The 20,812-nt window shown below is 65.4% G+C and carries 2 protein-coding genes; both read right to left on the bottom strand.

Annotation, left to right across the window (positions count from 1 at the left end; translation table 11 throughout):
- Positions 1 to 40 precede the first annotated feature (40 nt).
- Positions 41 to 9,952, bottom strand: coding sequence for an SDR family NAD(P)-dependent oxidoreductase (locus ACQP2D_RS08680; protein ID WP_433683185.1), 9,912 nt, complete (start codon positions 9,950 to 9,952; stop codon positions 41 to 43).
- A complete protein-coding gene (locus ACQP2D_RS08675) occupies positions 9,949 to 20,790 on the bottom strand; it encodes a type I polyketide synthase (protein ID WP_433683184.1) in 10,842 nt (3,613 codons plus the stop codon). Before ACQP2D_RS08675 ends, ACQP2D_RS08680 begins: the two co-directional genes overlap by 4 nt.
- Positions 20,791 to 20,812 lie beyond the last annotated feature (22 nt).

The following is a 20,812-nucleotide window of genomic DNA, read 5'->3' as shown; positions in this document are numbered from 1 at the left end:
GAATCACGATGGGCTTCCATCAACGTCGCACATATCGGAATCAGTCCTCTAATGAGCTGTTGTAAGCCAGATCGATCAGGTCGTCGATATCCAGCGCGTCAATTGATTCATCGGCGATGCTCTGATCTATCTCGTCATATCTTTCCTGACCCTGCGCAAGCTTCATAAGCGCATCCAGCAGACCCGCGTCGCGGAGACGGGCGAGCGGAATTGTTTGAAGGGCTCGACGAATATCGTTTTCCGGTAGATCTGCCGACGCGCCGGGCCTGTGGTCGGTGAGTTCCTCGCCGAGGTGGTCGGCCAGGGCCTTCGGTGTCGGATAGTCGAACACCAGAGTCGCGGGCAGTTGTAAACCCGTCACAGCTTTCAGGGCATTACGGAACTCGACCGCAGTGACCGAATCGAAGCCCAACTCACTGAACGCCTTGTCCACCTCTATCGCATTCGTGTTCTGATGCCCCAGAATCACCGCGACCTGGCCGCGAACAATCTCCACCAACACACCGAAACGCTCGTTCTCCGGGGTATCGGCCAAACGAGCACGCAACGCCGCAGCCGCGCTCGAGGCTGCTTTACGACGCTGCGGGATCAGATCAGCGAATAATGGCGAGGCCGACCCCGCGGCGCGAATGCTGTCCAGATCCAAACGGGCCGGGACCAGCATCGCCGCATCGATCCGAGTCGCCACGTCGAACAGTGCGAGGCCTTGTTCCTCCGATAGCGGCAGCACACCGGAGCGAGATATCCGCTGGCGGTCAACAGCATCGAGTTCACCGGCCATCCCGCCGTCCATGCCCCACAAACCCCACGCAAGGGACTGCCCACACCGACCGGACACCCTGCGATGCGCCGCCAACGCATCCAAACACGCGTTGGCCGCCGCATAGTTACCTTGCCCGGCGTTGCCGAACGTGCCTGCCACCGAACTGAACAACACGAACGCCTTCAACGGGAGGTCCTGAGTCAATTCATGCAGGTGCAGGGCGGCATCGACCTTGGGTCCCAATACCGTGTCCAACCGGTCCGGGGTAAGCGAACCGATCGCACCGTCATCGAGCACGCCGGCCAGATGGAACACACCCGTAAGTGGATGACCGGCAGGAACATTGGCCAGCACCGCAGCCAACGCACTGCGATCAGCGGCATCGCACGAGACGAACTCGACCTCCGCACCGAGATGCTGCAACTCCGCTCGCAGCTCGGTGGCGCCGGGGGCGGATCCACCGCGACGGCTCAACAGCAGCAAGCGGCGGACGCCGCGGGTGGCAACCAGATGCCGGGCGAACAACCCACCGAGCAACCCACCCGCACCGGTGACCAGAACAGTATCGTCCGGACCGAAAGCGGTTTCCACGGCAGCGGTGTCCGCAGTGGAAACCGCTCGGCCCAACCGCACAGCGTGTACTTGCCCATCCCGCACAGCCACCTGAGGTTCGGCAGTAGCCACCACCCCACCCAGCAAGCCGGCATCGTCGGAGTCGGTATCGATCAACACGATCCGGCCAGGATGTTCGGTCTGTGCGGACCGAACCAGACCACACACCGCGGCACCGGCAAGGTTTGTAATGTCTTCCCCGACTACCGATACCGCACCGCTGGTCCGGACCACCAACATCGAATCGGCGAACCGAGGCGCTGTCGTCCAGGCCTGAAGTACCTGCAGAACATCGTGGGTCGCGGAATGAACAGCAGCCGGATCATTACCTGTCGGACAGTCCAACACCACCACTGCGGGGACATCATCACCTAGATCCCCCCACCCCACTGCGGTCACCTCGGCTTCGGGCACCGAGATCGGTGTCCAGCCGATCCGGAACAACGCATTCCTGGCAGGCGACCCACCAGCAGTGAGTTGCGCGGGATCTATCGGTCGAGACGCGAAATGCCGCACGGATGCCACCGGGACACCGGTCGAATCCGCGAGATCCAGCACGACACCGTTCTCACCCACCCGAGTGAGTCGAACACGCAACGCATCGGCCCCAGCCGCATACACGCTGACACCTGACCACTCGAACGGCAGGGCAACTTCATCCGCAGGCATATCCACTGCTGCTGAACGCAAAGCATGCAAAGCCGCATCGAGCAACGCGGGGTGCACACCGAACCCACCTGCGTCAGAGCGGGCTTGTTCGGGCAAAGCGACCTCGGCATAGATTCCCTCGGTCCCACGCCACACCGATGTCAATGCCTGAAACACCGGACCGTACTGATAGCCCTGCGCGTCGAGCGAGTCGTAAACACCATCGATATCAACAGCAGTGGCGCCAACCGGCGGCCACGAAGACAGATCGAAATCAGCCTCCGTCTGACCCACGGCAAGTACGCCTTCAGCGTGCAATGTCCACGATGGTCTCGTATCGACATCGCCGTCCGGGCAGGAGAAGACCCGCACTGGCCGATGACCCGCCTCGTCCTGGTCACCGATCACGACACGCACCGCAACACCACCGGACTCCGGCAACACCAAGGGAGCTTGCAGTACCAACTCCTCGAGCATGGAGCAGCCGACCTGTTCCCCGGCATGCAAAACGAGTTCGACAAAGCCGGTCCCGGGGAACAACACCGTGTCCATCACCTTGTGATCGGCCAGCCACGGATGCGTCTGCACCGACAAACGACCGCTCAGAGCGACGCCGTCGGAATCCGGTTGCGACACCATCGTCGAAACCAATGGATGCCCGGTAGCCACAAAACCCATCGCCCGAGCCCCACCATTGGCAGCAGCGGACCCTTCGGCCATCCAATACCGCCGACGCTGGAAAGCGTAGGTGGGCAGGTCGATTCGTTGGGCTCCGGAGCCAGCGTAGAAACCGGCCCAGTCCACATCGGCACCCGAGACGAACAAACCGGCGACCCCACCCAACAAGGTAGAAGCATCAGCCCGATCCCGGCGCGCCAACGCCACCACCGTTGGAGCCGCGCCCGTAGGTGCGGTTGTCTGCCCGCCATCGATGATCTGGTTGACCATCGGAAACAGCACGGCATCCGGTCCGACCTCGGCGAACCGCACCACACCCAAGTCCCTGGCCGTTCGAACAGCATCAGCGAATCGCACCGTCTCACGGACCTGACCCACCCAATAGGACGGATCACACATCTCATCGACGACCTTCGCGCCGGTCACCGTCGACACCAGCGGCAAGCTCGGACGAGCGAACACCAAACCCTCGATCACCGTGGCGAACTCGTCCAGCATCGGCTCCATCAACACCGAATGGAAAGCATGCGAAACCCGCAAACGCTTCGTCCGCCAACCACGCTCAACACATACCTCGACAACAGCGGCGACAGCGCTCTCGACTCCGGAGAGCACCACCGACGACGGCCCGTTCACCGCCGCAATCGACACCCCACCAGCCAGTAGCGGCAGCACGTCGGCCTCCGAGGCACCCACCGCGACCATCGCCCCACCCGCGGGCAGTGCTTGCATCAACCGGCCACGCGCAGCCACCAACACACACGCATCCGACAACGACAACACACCCGCGACATGCGCAGCAGCCACCTCACCAATCGAATGACCCGCCACCACATCCGGGCGAACACCCCACGACTCGAGCAGCCGGAACAACGCCACCTCGAACGCGAACAACCCCGCCTGCGCAAACACCGTCGCATCGACCAGATCGTCGGACGACAGAGCCGCACCCAGCTGAACCGATTGCCCCAGAAGCGGATCCAACTCAGCGACGATCGTGTCGAAATGCTCCGCGAACACCGGATACGCACCGCGCAACTCAGCGGCCATACCCGCCCACTGCGCACCCTGACCCGAGAACACCACACCCGTCGAACCCGACACCACACGACCCGACACCACACCAGGAACAGATTCGCCGCGACCCAACGCCTGCGTACCGGCCCGCAGACCATCACGCTGAGCCGACAACACCACGGCCCGATGATCGAACAACACCCTCGTCACCAGCGAAAAACCGATGTCGATCGGATCCTGGTCATCATCGGCGATACGCGAAGCCAGACGCCGGGCCTGATCAGCAAGCGCCTCACCACTGCGCGCCGAAACCACCCACGGCAACACCCCACCCAGCGGAGCCGTCTCGATTACCGGCACCGATTCGGCCACCGGGGCCTGCTCCGCCACCGGCACAGCCTCCACGACCTGAGCCTGCTCGAGGATGAGGTGAGCATTCGTGCCACTGATACCGAACGACGACACACCAGCACGACGCGGCCGACCCGTCACCGGCCACGACTGCGACTCGGTCAACAACTCGATACTGCCCTGGGACCAATCAACTTTCGTACTCGGCCGATCAACATGCAGTGTTCGAGGCAACACGCCATGACGCATCGCCATCACCATCTTGATCACACCACCCACACCCGCCGCAGCCTGAGCATGACCGATATTCGACTTCAACGACCCCAACCACAACGGACGATCCGGCTCACGGTCCTGCCCATACGTCGCCAACAACGCCTGCGCCTCGATCGGATCACCCAACGTCGTACCCGTCCCATGGGCCTCGACCACATCCACCTCACCCGCAGACACCCCGGCATTCGCCAACGCCTGCCGGATCACCCGACGCTGCGACGGACCGTTCGGGGCAGTCAAACCATTCGACGCACCATCCTGATTCACCGCCGAACCAGCAATAACGGCCAACACCTCATGACCATTGCGCCGGGCATCGGAAAGTCGCTCCAACACCAGGACGCCGACACCCTCGGACCACCCGACACCATCGGCGGCGTCGGCGAAGGGTTTACACCGACCGTCCGGCGATAATCCCCGCTGACGGCTGAACTCCACAAAGGTTTCGGGTGTCGCCATCACTGCCACACCCCCGGCCAACGCCAGATCACACTCCCCCGACCGCAACGACTGCGCAGCCAGATGCATCGCGACCAGCGACGACGAGCACGCCGTATCCACCGTGACCGACGGCCCCTCGAAACCGAAAACATACGACACTCGACCGGATGCAATAGATCCCGAATTCGCGTTGGCCGGATAGTCGTGGAATGTCATGCCGGTGAAGACCCCGGTCGAGCTGCCGCGCAACGAAACCAGATCGACACCGGACCGTTCCAATGCCTCCCACGAGGTCTCCAACAGCAACCGCTGCTGCGGATCCATCATCGTCGCCTCGTTGGGACTGATCCCGAAGAAATCCGCATCGAAATCGGCTGCCGAATAAAGGAATCCACCCTGACGGGTGTAGGTCTTGCCTACCTTGCCGGGCTCCGGATCGTAGATGCCTTCGATATCCCAGCCACGATCCACCGGCAACTCGCCGGTGGTATCGATCCCGTCGGCAACCAACCGCCACAGGTCCTCCGGCGAGGCAACCCCACCCGGATACCGACAACTCATCGCAACAATCGCGATCGGATCATCATCGACCCGAACCCGACCGACCACACCCTCATCAACAGCCACCGCGCCACCGAGCTCCGAACCAATGAACTCGGCAACAACCTGCGGATTCGGATAATCGAAAGTAAGGGTGGCCGGTAACTGTAGGCCGGTCGCGGCATTGAGTTTGTTGCGGAACTCGACAGCACCGAGAGAATCGAACCCCAACTGCTGGAAAGCCCGCTGCGGCTCAACAGCATCCATAGAAGCATGCCCGAGAACCCCGGCGGCTACCGATCGAACCAACTCCAGCACAGCGATACGACGATCAGCATCCGACAAACCGACCAGATCATCCAGAAAACCTTGACCCACTGCTGAGGCTGTCGGATGACGACGCGCAGAGACCGGAGCAATCGCACGCAGCAATGCCGGAACCTGCTCGCCCCGGGTTCGAAGCACCGCCGGATCAACCCGCAACGCCACCAGCTGAGCGGTATCGGTGGCTATCGCCGAATCGAACAGCGCCAGACCCTCGGCCTCGGTCAGAGCAGGAAGACCCTGCCTGCGCATCCGCTCGAAATCAGCCTCGGACAACTCCATACCGAGCCCGCTCGACCGCGCCCACAACCCATAATCCACCGACGTCGCAGGCAACCCCGAACTGCGGCGATACGCCGCTAAGGCATCCAGAAAAACATTCGCCGCAGCATAATTCGCCTGACCAGCCGCCAGAACAAGCCCACCGGCCGAAGACAACAACACGAACAACGACAACGAATGATCACGAGTGAGCTCGTGCAGATGCCACGCCGCATCGACCTTCGGCCCGAAGACATAGTCGATCCGGTCCGGTGTGATCGACTCGACCAGACCGTTATCAACAGTCCCCGCAGCATGAACCACCCCAACGAGGGGAGCCTCATCTGGGACGCTGTCGATCAAGACGGCCAATGCATCCCGATCGGACACATCACACGCGGTGACGGTCACCTGCGCACCCAACTCCACCAACTCATCACGCAACGCCACAGCACCAGGAGCATCCAAACCACGCCGAGACGTCAAAAGCAGATGAGCCACACCATGCTCGGTAACAAGATGCCGAGCGATCAACGCACCCAAACCACCCGTACCACCGGTAATCAGCACGGTGCCGGGCTCTGCCAGCCGAACAACCTCGCCAGCTGCGTGACGACTCAACCGCGGAACCAACACAGCCCCACCACGCAACGCGGCTTCCGGTTCCATCACAGCAGCCGCTGCCACGGCCGCGACAGCGACCGGGTCCTGATCCCAGTCGTCCCGATCCACGTCGAGAAGCTGGAACCGACCCGGATGCTCAGCCTGCGCAGCACGCAACAAACCCCACACCGGAGCCTGAGCCAAATCCACACGTTCAGAAACATCAACGGACACAGCATGTTCGGTCACCACAACCAAACGAGAATCAGCAAAGCGAGCATCGCTCAACCACAGTCGAACAGTGTCGAGCACACCGGCCACAACATGCCGTGCCGCCTCCGGCGGCGCACCCACACCATCGGGGCACTCCAACAACACGACCTCGGGAACAACCCGACCCTCGACCGCATCCAGATCAGAAATCAACGCCGCAAGATCACCAAAACGCGGCACACCCCCAAAACCCTGACCAGCACCCAACACCGCAACACGTTCCGGCTCAACAGCCACCACCGACTGCCGAACAGCAACCCAATCCACACCGAACAGCGACTCCGACACCGGGTCCGCGTTCAGACGCTCGACCACACCCAAGCCAAGGGATTCGACTCCATCCGGCGCGAGCCAATAGCGACGTCGCTCGAAGGCATAGGTGGGCAACGACACTCGCGAGACCGAGCGAGCGGCGAAGAACACCGTCCAGTCGACGTCGACGCCAACCGCGTGCGCGTGTGCCAGGCCGTTCACGAACTGCTCGACCTCGGCCCGCCCTCGACGTGCTCCGGCAACCACCGCCGACTGCGATTCGATATCTTCGGGCAAGCATTGACGGGCCATCGCCGTCAGCACCGCATCCGGACCGATCTCCAGGAATCGACGCACGCCCGCGGCCACCAGAGTGTCCACGCCCTGGGCGAACCGAACGGCCGCCCGCACCTGCTGGACCCAGTAAGCGGGTTCCAGCACTTCATCTCCCGCAATGCGGCCGGATAGATTCGATACCAGTGGAATCTGCGGGCGGTGATAGGTCACATCCCGTGCGACAGACTCGAACTCGGCCAGCATCGGTTCCATCCGGTGTGAATGGAACGCATGCGACACATTCAAGCGCGATGTCTTCCGCCCGCGGTCGGCGAACCACCGCTCGAGCGCCGTCACCGCGTCCTCGTCACCGGAAACAACAACGGCTACCGGCGAATTCACCGCGGCAATGGACACTCGGTGCGCATCGTCGACGAGCGCCTCGGATACCTCGAGCTCGCTCGCCGCGATGGCGAGCATTGCGCCGCCTTCCGGCAGCTGCCCCATGAGGCGACCACGCGCCGCGACCAGTCGGCACGCGTCCGGTAGCGACCACACACCGGCGATGTACGCCGCGGCCAGCTCACCGATCGAATGTCCGATCAGGACATCCGGTGTCACACCGAACGAGTCCAAGAGCCGGCACAGCGCGACTTCGTATGCGAACAGCGCGGGTTGGGTGAACTCCGTCCGATCCAGCACACCGGCATCAGCATTGTCAGGGCTGGCATCGACCAGCTGACCGGTGAACATCAACTGCTCGAGCGAACCGCCCAGTAGTGGATCGAACTGCGCGCAGATCTCATCCAACGCCGAAGCGAACACCGGGAACGCTTCATACAGTTCGCGTCCCATCCCGACCCGCTGCGCGCCCTGCCCGGTGCACAGGAAGGCTGCCTTACGCGTAACCGCCTGCCCCGTCGTCACGCCATTGCCGGAGCTCGCCGACCCGTGTTCGGCCAGCGCCGCCAGTCCGGCGAGCATCGTGTCCCGGTTGCCGCCCACCACCGTGCCCCGCCAGTCCAGCTGGGCGCGGGTCGTCAACAGTGAATAGCCGATATCGTCGACTGTCAGGTCGGGGTGTTCGGTCACCCAGTGCAGCAGTTTGGCCGCCTGCGCACGCAGGCCGTCCTCGGTTTTCGCCGAAACCAGCCAGGGAGAGACTCCGGACGCCACTGCCTTCGCACCGCGATCGGCGGCATCGTCCGCCGGTTCGGCAGGGGCCTCAACCGGAACAGGGGCCTCTTCCAGAATCACGTGAGCGTTGGTACCGCTGGCGCCGAAGGAGGACACGCCGACGCGACGCACCCGCTCTCCTGCTGGCCACGGTTCCGGCGTGGTGAGCAGCCGCACCGTTCCCGCCGACCAATCCACATGCGGGGTCGGCGCATCGACATGCAGTGTCGCGGGCAGCATTTCGTGTCGCAACGCCTGGACCATCTTGATCACACCGCCGACACCGGCTGCGGCGGAGGTGTGTCCGATATTCGACTTGAGCGAGCCGATACGCAGCGGATCGCCGGCGCGATCGCGACCGTAGGCACCGATCAACGCCTGCGCCTCGATCGGGTCTCCGAGGGTGGTGCCGGTGCCGTGCGCCTCGACCACATCGACGTCGGCGGGCGTCAGACCGGCATTGGCGAGGGCCTGCGCGATCACCTTTTCCTGCGAAGGACCATTCGGCGCGGTCATACGGTTGCTGGCGCCGTCCTGGTTGACCGCGCTGCCGCGGATGACCGCGAGGACCTGGTGGCCATGACGGCGTGCATCGGACAGCCGCTCGACCGCGAGCATGCCGAGGCCCTCGGAGAATCCTGTCCCGTCCGCCGCTGCCGCGAAGGCCTTACACCGTGCATCGGGGGACAGCGCCCGCTGCCGGGCGAAGGCGATCAGCAGGGTGGGGTCGGACATCACGGTGACCCCACCGACCAGGGCGAGGGAGGTCTCGCCCTGACGCAATGCCTGACAGGCGAGGTGCAGGGCGACCAGCGACGACGAGCACGCGGTGTCCACCGACAGCGCCGGACCTTTGAATCCGAAGATGAAGGCGACGCGCCCGGAGAGGACGGCCGCCGAAACACCCGGGTAGGCATGGCCTTCCGACTCAGCGGCCAGGCCCAGCGAACCCACGCGCGGGCCGTAGTCCTGATGCATCACGCCGGCGAACACACCGGTGTCGCCGCCGCGCAGCGACGCCGGATCAATGCCGGCGTCCTCCAATGCCTCCCAGGCCGCTTCCAGGAACAGACGCTGCTGCGGATCCATCGCCGCGGCCTCGCGCGGACCTATTCCGAAGAATCCCGGATCGAAATCGCCTGCCGCAGCGAGGAATCCGCCTTCCCGAGTGTAGATGGTCCCGGGCGTATCGGGGTCGGTGTCGAACAGACGCTCGAGGTCCCAGCCCCGGTCGGTCGGAAAAGGACCGACGGCGTCGGTGCCGGAGGCGACCAACTCCCACAGTTGCGCGGGAGTTTCGACGCCGCCCGGGTATCGACAGCTCATGCCTACGATCGCGATCGGTTCGCTGGCACGTTCTTCCAGGTGCTGGATGTGCTTCTTGGCGGCGCGGAGATCTCCGGTGAGCTTCCTCAGATACCGACTGAGCCGTTCCTCGTTGCTGGTGTCGGGGTTGCTCATGCTGGGCCAAACTCCTCGTCGATCAGATCCAAGAGCTCACTGTCGGAAGAAAATTCGAGATCGTCGTACTCGCGGTCCGACCACTTGCCCCCCAGGAAGGTGCGGAGGCGCTCGTTGACGCCCCGCAATCCGGCGACGGTCTCGTCGTTGTCGCTGCCGTTGGCGATAATCCGCTCGAGCAGGGCCTCGAGCCGCGCGATGTCATCGGGCGCCGCCGACGACGGTTGCGCGGGCGCCGCAACCGTCGTCTGCGCCAGCAGGTAGTCGGCGATATCTCCCGCAGTCGGGTAGTCGAACACCAACGTCGAGGGCAGCGACAGCCCCGTTACCTTCGTGAGCCGGTTCCGGAACTCGACGCCGCCGAGGGAATCGAAGCCGAGTTCATCGAAGCCACGATCGGGCCCGATGTCGTCGGCCGAGCCGTAACCCAGCACCGCCGCCACGTTATCGCGCACCAGGTCGAGGACGACCCCACGCCGCTTCGTCTCCGCCACACCGTGCAGACGCTCCCCGAGCGAGGCTTCACCATTCGATGTCGTAGCCGACCGGCCGCGGGCGCGAACGAATCCACGCAGCACTGCCGGTACCGGACCGGTGTGCGCTTCCAGGCGCAGTTTGTCGGTATCCAGGTGCACCAGCGCTGATACCGGTTCCGCCGTGGTCAGCGATTCATCGAACAGCCGCAGGCCGTCGGTCCGGTCCAGCGGAGCCAGGCCCATGCGGTCCAGTCGGCTCATGGCGGTGCGATCCAAAGCGCCGGTCATGCCGATGTCCTGCTGCCACGGCCCCCAGGCGAGTGAGAGCGCCGGTAGTCCTCCGGCGCGGCGTTGCACAGCGAGGGCGTCCAGGAAGCTGTTCGCGGCAGCGTAATTCGCTTGCCCCGCGGAACCGATCATTCCGGCAATCGAGGAGAACATCACGAACGCCGACAGGTTCATGTCCCGAGTGAGCTCGTGCAGATGCCACGCCGCATCGGCTTTAGGCGCGAACACCCGATCGACCTGGTCGCTGGTGAGCGTGTGGAACGTGCCGTCATCGAGCACGCCAGCGGCGTGCACGATACCGGTGAGCGGGTGCTCGGTGGGAAGGCTGAACAGCAGATCTCGAAGCGCGTCGCGGTCGGTGACATCGCAGGCGGCGACCCGCACCTCGGCGCCGAGTCGGGACAGTTCCGCCGCGAGTTCCGGCGCACCGTCCGCCAGCTCTCCACGGCGAGATACCAGCAGCAGTCGTCGCACACCATGCGCGGTTACCAGATGCTGGGCCAGCAGCGCGCCCAATCCCCCTGTCCCGCCGGTGATCAGAACGGTGCCGGACCCGAACGATGCGTTCTCGACAGCCGGGGAGGTCACCGCCTCCAGTCGCGGTGCCAGGACGCGGTCGCCCCGCAATGCCACCTGTGTCTCTCCGGTCGACATCGCCGCTCGGATCGAGTCGGCCGAAACGTGCGCACCATCGGATCCGTCCGCGTCGAGCAGCACAATCCGCTCCGGATACTCGGTCTGAGCGCTACGTATCAGCCCCCATACCGCAGCCGATGCGGTATCCGGCGCCTCATCGGGCAGGGCTGCCGCACGCCTGGTCACCACGACCAACTGCGACTGTGCGAACCGCTCGTCGGCCAACCAGCCGCCGACCATGCGCAAGGCGGCGTGCACCCGATCGCGCGCGGACGGCTGCGAATCATGGTGCAGCGCAGCGGCTTCGGACCAGACCACGACGTCCGGGACGGTCGCAGCCGAAGCGAGCGTCTCCAGATCCGGATACCGCTCGTCGATTCCGGCCACTTGCGCGGCTCCGAGCACGGCTGCGCTCATGGTCGGGGTGAGTCCATCGGGCATCCCGACCGCCGCCCAGCGCAACCCATACCGTGCCGCACGTCCACCCGCCAGCGTGGCGCGGAACTGCTGGACGTCATAGGAGCGCATGACCACTTCGTCGATGGAAACCACCAGGGTTCCGTCCTGGTCGACGGCCACGACGGTGATCGCCTCACTGCTGCGCTGGACGGCCATCACCCGCAACGTCCTGACCTTGGACGTGGTGTGGAATTGCGTTCCGCCCCAACGGAACAAGAGTTTGCCCTCAGCGGGATTGCTCTTGTGGTCGGGCCAGATCAAACAGGCCATTCCGGCATGCATCACCATGTCGAACAGCGCCGGATGCAGCTGGAACCGTTCGGCCGGGACTTCCTGGTTCAGGGTGACCTCGGAGAACACCGTGGCACCACTGCGCCATGCGGCATCGATGCCGATGAACGAAGCACCGTATTCCAGTCCGGCGACACGCGCCGCCTGGGCCGGAATCCAGTCGGTGTCCACCGGTTCGGCGTCGACCGGCGGCCACGGCTCGTTTCGCAGCATGTCCACAAGTCCGATATCGATCAGCTGTCGACCGCTCAACACGCCACTGGCGTTTCGCGTCCACTCACCGTCCGCGACGCCGGTACGGCGGTAGTGGAACGTGAACGATCGACGTCCCGCGGGATCCGGTTCCCGCACCAGTACCTGGAGTTCGACATCGCCGTCTGCCGGCGGGAGGATCGGCGCCTCGAGGGTGAGCTCGTCCACGGCGCTGCATCCGATCCGCCGAGCCGCGACCAGCAGCATCTCCATGAGCGCGGCACTGGGGACGAGCACCACACCGTAAGTAGTGTGGTCGGCGATCCATGGATGGGTTCGCAGCGAAAGCCGCCCCGTGAACAACCACTCGTCGCGGTCGGCCACGCGCACCGCATCGGTGAGCAGCGGGTGTTCCGAGGTCGCGTTCCGGGGCTCCCCGAGGCTGGGTTCGAGCCAGTAGCGCCGATGTTCGAAGGCGTAGGTGGGCAAGGCAACTCGTGACACCTGGCGGGCGGTGAACAGCGCATCCCAGTCGACCGCCACCCCAGCGGTGTGGGCTTGGCCGAGCATCGTCAGGAACTGCTCGACCTCGTCGTGATCCCGACGGGCCGCCGCGGCGACCAGCGATCGAGCCTCGATATCCGCGGTAAGGGATTGCCGGGTCAGCGCCGCCAGCACCGCGTCGGGCCCGACTTCGAGGAACCGACGCACGCCCGACGCCACCAGCGTCTCGACACCGGGCGCGAAACGGACCGCGGCGCGCACCTGTGACGCCCAGTACCCCGGATCCACGATCTCGTCGCCGCCGATCTGGCCAGAGATGTTCGACACCAACGGAATCCGCGGGGCGTTGAAGGTCACTCCGGCCGCCACGGTCGCGAACTCGGCCAGCATCGGCTCCATCCGATGTGAATGGAACGCATGCGACACCCGCAATCGGCTGGTCTTGCGCCCCTGCTCGGCGAACAGCCGATCGATCTCGGCAACGGCCTCCTCGTCACCCGAGACCACCACGGCCGCAGGCGCATTCACCGCCGCCACCGACACCCGATCACCGAATCCGGCTATCGTCGCACCGACTTCGGTCTCGGACGCGGCGACCGCGAGCATCGCACCGCCCGCCGGCAGCGCCGCCATCAGCCGCCCGCGTGCCGCGACCAGCTCGCAGGCGTCCTCCAGTGACCACACACCGGCCACATACGCCGCGGCCAGTTCACCGACAGAGTGCCCGATCAACATATCCGGGACGAGTCCGAACGACTCCAACAGCCGATACAGCGCCACTTCGAACGCGAACAAAGCGGGCTGGGTCAACCGCGTCCGATCCAGAATCCCGGTCTCCGCGGCGACTCCCTGATCGTCGATCAGGTGTCCGGTGAACATCGCTTGCTTCAGGGAACATCCCAGCAGCGGATCGAACTGGGCACACACCTCGTCCAGCGCTGCGGCGAAGACCGGGAAGGCCTCGGACAGGCCGGCGCCCATACCGACCCGCTGCGCGCCCTGACCGGTGAACAGGAAGGCGGTCTTCCCGGAGCCCACCGTGCCGGAAACCACTCCGGCCGAGGCGGAACCGGCGGCCAACTTCGCCAGCCGCGTCAGCAGTTCGTCGCGATCGCCGCCGATGACCGCGGCGCGCCACTCGTGCTGCGCACGTGTCGTCGCGAGCGAAAACGCCACATCCGCCGGATCGGCGTCGGGGTGATCGATCAGCCACGTGTGCAGTTTCGCCGCCTGTGCCTGGATCGCGGTCCGGTTCTTGGCCGACACCAGCCATGGCACCACTGCGCGCGGCCGGTCGGGAACCGGTGGTGAGACGACCGACCGTGGGGTGGGCGCTTCCTCGATGATCGCGTGGGCGTTGGTGCCGCTGACTCCGAACGACGACACACCGGCCCGGCGAACCGTCCCCCCTGCGCGCCACGGTTCCGGCTCGGTCAGCAGGCGCACCGCACCGGCGGACCAATCCACGTGCGGGGACGGTTCTTCCGCGTGCAAGGTCGCTGGCAGGGTTTCGTATCGCAGCGCCTGCACCATCTTGATCACGCCACCGACACCGGCCGCGGCGACGGTGTGACCGATATTCGATTTGATCGATCCGATTCGCAGCGGCTCCCGGTCCCCACGATCCTGCCCGTATGCCGCGATCAACGCGTTGGCTTCGATGGGATCCCCCAGGGTGGTGCCGGTCCCGTGAGCTTCCACCGCATCCACGTCAGCGGGGGTGAGCCCGGCATTCGCGAGGGCCTGCGCGATCACTCGCTCCTGCGACGGACCGTTCGGCGCGGTCAAACCGTTGCTCGCACCGTCCTGGTTCACCGCCGTCCCGCGCACCAGGGCGAGAACGTTGTGTCCCAGGCGCCGGGCGTCGGAGAGCCGCTCCAGCACCAGCACACCGACGCCCTCGGAGAACGCGACGCCATCGGCCGCGGCGGAGAACGCCTTGCAACGTCCATCGGGCGACAGACCGCGCTGCCGCGCGAAATCGACATAGAGGTAAGGACTTGCCGCGACGGTCACACCGCTCGCCAGCACCATCGAACTCTCCCCTTGGCGCAGCGCTTGGCAGGCCAGATGCAGCGAGACCAGCGATGACGAGCACGCGGTGTCCACGGTGACCGCGGGCCCCTCGAGACCGAGGACATAGGCCACCCGCCCGGACATCACGCTGCTCGTGGTACCGGTGAGCCGGTAGCCCTCCAGATCGCCGACTACGCGATCGACGTAGCCCGAGTACCCCGCTCCGACGAACACGCCGGTGTCACTGCCGCGCAACGACACCGGATCGATCCCCGCGTGCTCAAGCGCCTCCCACGACACCTCCAGCAACAATCGCTGCTGCGGATCCATCGCGGACGCCTCCCGCGGGCTGATCCCGAAGAATCCCGGATCGAAATGGCCTGCGTCATAGAGGAATCCGCCGCGGTGGGTGTAGACGGTACCGGGCTTGTCCGGATCCGAATCGAACAGTCGCGCGAGATCCCAGCTGCGATCCGAGGGGAAATCGCCGGTCGCGTCGGTTCCGGAGGCAACGAGATCCCACAGCTCATCCGGTGATTCGACACCGCCGGGGAAACGGCAGGCCATCCCCACGATCGCGATCGGCTCGTCGGCTCGCACCCGGCGCACAGTCTTCTTGACGGGCTCGCCCACCGTCGCCGGCTCGACGCGCGACTGCACCAGCTTCGCCACGGCCGCGGGGGTCGGATGGTCGAACACCAAGGTCGACGGCAACTGCACACCGGTGGCCTTGGCCAGCCGGTTACGGAACTCCACCGCACCCAGCGAATCGAAACCGATCTCGTCGAAGGGCTGATCGGGCCTGATATCGGCCCCCGAGTCGTGCCCGAGCACGGCGGCGGCCTGGTCGCGCACCAGCTCCAGCACTACCTCGCCACGTTGCGCCTCCGGCACCCCGGCCAACCTCGCGCCCAATGAACCCGCGACGTGTTCTGCCGTGGTCTGCGCCGGATGCGCTGAGCGCCGCACGAATCCACGCAGCACCGCGGGAACCACCGCCGCATCGGAGGCACGGCGCAAGACACTCGCGTCGAACCGGATCGGCGCCAGCCGCGCGGCCGTATGCGCGACGGCCTCATCGAACAGGCGCAGGCCTTGAACATCGGCGAGCTGTCCCAGCCCCAGCCGCTCCCAACGCACCACAGCGGTGCGGTCCAGCTCGCCGGTCATCCCGCTGCCCTGATTCCACGGCCCCCATGCCAACGACGTCGCAGCCAACCCCGCCGCTCGCCGCTGTTGCGCCAACGCATCCAGGAAACCGTTCGCCGCAGCATAATTGCCCTGCCCGGCCGACCCGAGCACACCGGCGACCGACGAGAACATCACGAACGCCGACAAGTCACGATCGCGCGTCAGCTCGTGCAAATGCCACGCCCCGTCGACCTTCGGTGCCAACACCCGATCCACCTGCGCACCGGTCAACGACTCGACAGTGCCGTCGTCGAGCACCCCGGCGGTATGGACGATGGCGGTCGGATCAATGGTGTCCAATAGCTTGCGCACCGCATCGCGGTTCGCGATGTCGCACGCGACTACCCGAGCATCGGCTCCCGACTGCGCCAGTTCGGCGACCAGCTCGGCGGCACCGGGCGCCTCGGATCCCCGGCGCGATGTCAGCACCAGCCTGCGCACGCCGTGTTCGGCCACGAGATGGCGGGCGAACAACACACCCAGCCCGCCCGTGCCACCGGTAACCAACACCGTCCCGTCCCCGAACGACGACAGCGCACCGGTGTCCGCCGACGCGGACGCGCGCGTCAGCCGGGGCACCAGAACCTCCCCACCACGCACCGCGACCTGCGGCTCACCCGACCGCAACACCGCCCCGATCCGAGCGGCATCCAACGGCCCGGCAGGGTCCTCGTCGATGAGGATGATGCGCTCCGGATTCTCCGACTGCGCACTTCGCACCAGCCCGCACACCGAAGCGGCGACCAAGTCCGGAACCTCGCCGGGCAACCCCGCACCGCCCGCCGTGACCACCAGCAACCGGGCATCGGACAAACGTTCCTGCGCGAGCCAAGCCTTCAGCAACGCCAGCGTGCCGTGCACCCCCGCCCGCACCACTGGCGGAACATCGGCCGCATCATCAGCGGAGCGTTCGGTCGCCCGCCACACAACCACATCCGGAACATGTTCGGCTGCAACAACATCGGCGACCGATCCATAGGACGCATCGATTCCCGGCACCGTCGTCTCCGCGAGCACCGCCATCGACAACGCGGATCGGTCGGTTGGCCCTGCCGCGGTGCGCTCCCACTGCACCTCGTACAGGCTCGCATCGTCAACGGACAAAGCGCTCCGGAATTTCTTGACGTCATACGTGCGCATCACCACCGCATCGACCGACACAATCGGAGTGCCATCCGAATCGACGGCAGCGACGGAAATGGTCTCTGCGCCAGTCGCGGTCGCGATGACCCGAAGCGACGTCACCTCCGCAGGCCATTCGCCGTCGGTCGCCGATTTATAGAATCGCGCACCACCCCACCGGAACAGCAACCGGCCGGTATCCGGGGCGAAATCCGCGTCACGCCACATCAACCGGAAGAAGCCAGCGTGCATCACCAGGTCCAGCAGCGCCGGATGCAGAGAGTACCGACCGGGTGCCGGCGCCGCGTCGGTATCCAGGGCGATCTCCGAGAAGACCGCGTCGCCACGTTGCCACGCGGCCCGAACTCCGATGAACGCCGGACCGTACTCGAGCCCGGTGCCATATGCGATCCGCTCCGCAAGACCGGTACTGTCCACGAATTCGGCGTCGGCCGGCGGCCATTCCTCGTCCCGCAACCGCGACAGCAACGCCGAATCGTCATCCCACCGCGCCGCAAGCGCACCGGTCGCGTTGTGCACCCATTCGTCATCCGGCGAGTTCCGGAAAAAGAACTCGAACTGCCGACGCCCGGATTCGTCGGGTGCTTGCACCAACACCTGCAGTTCGACCTCATCATCTGCGGTCGGCAGAATCGGCGCCTGCAGCGTGAGTTCCTCAACCACCCCGCAACCGATCCGGGCCCCCGCGACAAGAAGAAACTCGATCAACGTCGCGCTCGGTACAACCACAACACCGTAGGTCGTGTGATCGACGATCCACGGATGAGTACGCAACGACAACCGGCCGGTGAACAACCACTCATCGGTACCCGCCAACCCGACCACACCCGTCAAAATCGGATGATCCGAGGAAGACGGCGACGCGTCGCTGTCGGGCTGCAACCAGTACCGGCGGTGCTGGAACGCATACGTCGGCAACGGAACCCGACGCACCTCACGACCCGCGAACCACCGACGCCAATCCACCCGCACACCCGCAACGTGGGCCTGCGCCAAGGCGGTAACGAACTGTGTCACCTCATCGGTCGACCGGCGGGCCGCCGCGACCACCAACGAGGCCGACTCGACCTCCTGATCCTCGGCCAGACACCCACGAGTCAATGCGGCCAGCACCGCATCCGGGCCCACCTCGACAAAACGTCGAACACCCGCCGCGACGAGAGTCTTTACGCCCGGCGCGAACCGCACACACGCCCGCACCTGCCGCACCCAGTACTCCGGATCGGTCACCGCGTTCCCGGCGAGTTCACCGGACACATTCGACACGATCGGCAAACTCGGCGATTCGTATGCGATACCTTCGGCCACCGAACGGAACTCGGCCAGCATCGGATCCATCCGCGCCGAATGAAAAGCGTGGCTGACCCGCAACCGACTCGTCTTGACCCCAACAGCCGACAGCTGCCGCTCGATCACCTCGATAGCGTCGCCATCACCCGACAACACCGTCGACGACGGACCGTTCACCGCCGCGATCGATACCCGATCACCGAAATCGGCGACACTCTCGACCGCTTGCTCCTCACCGATCGCCACGGCGAGCATCGCGCCCCCCACGGGCAACGCACCCATCAACCGGCCACGTGCCGCCACCAGCGTGCAGGCGTCCGACAGCGACCACACCCCCGCCACGTACGCAGCAGCCAACTCCCCCACCGAATGCCCGATCAACACATCCGGCACCACACCGAACGACTCGATCAACCGGAAAAGCGCCACCTCGAACGCGAACAACGCGGGCTGGGTGAACTCCGTCCGATCCAACACCCCACCGGTATCGGTGAACATCAGATCCTTCAGCGAACGACCCAGCAGCGGATCGAACTCCGCGCATACCTCGTCCAAGGACGCCGCGAACACCGGAAACACGCGATACAGATCCGCGCCCATACCGACCCGCTGCGCACCTTGACCGGTGAACAAGAAAGCCGTTTTGCCGGAATTTGCCTTCGACTCGACGGTGTTCGGCGCACCCTCCGCCAACTCGGCCAGACCAGCCAATAGTTCATCCCGGTCACGTCCCACGACCACACCGCGCCAGTCCAACAGCGCCCGCGAGGTCGCCAACGAATGCGCCACATCCCACATACCGGCATCGGGATCACCGATCAACCACTGCCGCAACCGATCCGCCTGCGCCCGTAGCGCGTCCTCGGACTTGGCCGAGATCACCAGCGGGACAACATCGGATGCGATGGACTCCGCAATCGTCACCCGCTCGGCGTCGCCTGCCGCCTGGGCGGCGACCGGAGCGGCGGGCGCCTCCTCCAGAATGAGGTGGGCGTTGGTGCCGCTGGCCCCGAACGACGACACACCCGCCCGACGCACCCGTTCCCCCGCGGGCCACGGTTCACTGTTCTGGAGCAGCCGCACTGTCCCCGCGGACCAATCCACGTGCGGCGACGGGGCATCCACATGCAACGTCTTCGGCAACATCTCGTGCCGCATCGCCTGCACCATCTTGATCACCCCACCGACCCCCGCGGCCGCCTGGGTGTGCCCGATATTCGACTTCAGCGAACCCAGACGCAGCGGTCCGCTCTCCCGCCCCTTCCCATAGACACTGATCAGTGCCGACGCTTCGATCGGATCCCCCAACTTCGTGCCGGTGCCGTGCGCCTCCACCACGTCGACATCCGAGGCAACCAGACCGGCATTCGCCAATGCCTGCGCGACGACCCGTTCCTGTGACAGACCGCTCGGCGCGGTCAAGCCGTTGCTCGCGCCGTCCTGATTCACCGCGCTCCCGCGCACCACCGCCAGGACGGTGTGACCGAGCCGCCGGGCATCCGACAACCGCTCCAGCACCAGCATCCCGAGACCTTCGGAGAAGCCGGTACCGTCGGCCGCCGCCGCGAACGCCTTGCAGCGGGCATCGGAGGACAGCCCCCGCTGGCGCGCAAACGAGATCAGCAGGGAGGGATCCGACATCACCGTGACGCCGCCCGCCAGGGCCAGTGTGGCGTCGCCGTTGCGCAGCGCCTGGCAGGCGAGGTGCATGGCCACCAGTGACGACGAGCACGCGGTGTCGACCGAAATCGCTGGACCTTTGAAGCCCAAGGTATACGCGATCCGACCGGACAGCACACTGTTCGCGACACCGAAGTAGGCGTGGCCTTCCGTCTCGCCGGTGGTCGTCGGAGAGCCGATGCGGGGACCGTAGTTCTGGTGGATGACGCCGGCGAAGACGCCGGTGCCGGTGCCGCGCAGCGATACCGGGTCGATACCGGCATCCTCCAACGCTTCCCAGGACACCTCGAGCATCAGGCGCTGCTGCGGATCCATCGCCGCGGCCTCACGTGGGCTGATCCCGAAAAAGCTCGCATCGAAGTCGCCGATGGAGTCGAGATATCCGCCTTCACGGGTATAAACCGTGCCCGGCACATCCGGATCCTGGTTGTACAGCCGCTCCAGATCCCACCCTCGGTCGGCTGGAAAGTCGCCGACCGCGTCCACACCGTTCGCGGTCACGCGCCACAAATCCTCGGGTGACCGCACGCCGCCGGGGTACCGACAGGACATGCCGACAATGGCGATGGGCTCGGTCGACCGATCGGTGAGCTCGCGGAGTTTTTGTTTGGTCTCGTACAGCTCCTTCGCGGTCTTCTTGAGATACTGCCGCAGCTCGTCGTTGTCGGCCATCGGTGGGGCTCCTAAATGCGTC

The organism is Nocardia sp. CA-119907, assembly GCF_050955995.1.
Taxonomy (GTDB): Bacteria; Actinomycetota; Actinomycetes; order Mycobacteriales; family Mycobacteriaceae; genus Nocardia.
The sequence above is the reverse complement of the archived record's forward strand: the minus strand, read 5'-3'. Positions and strand labels throughout refer to the sequence as shown.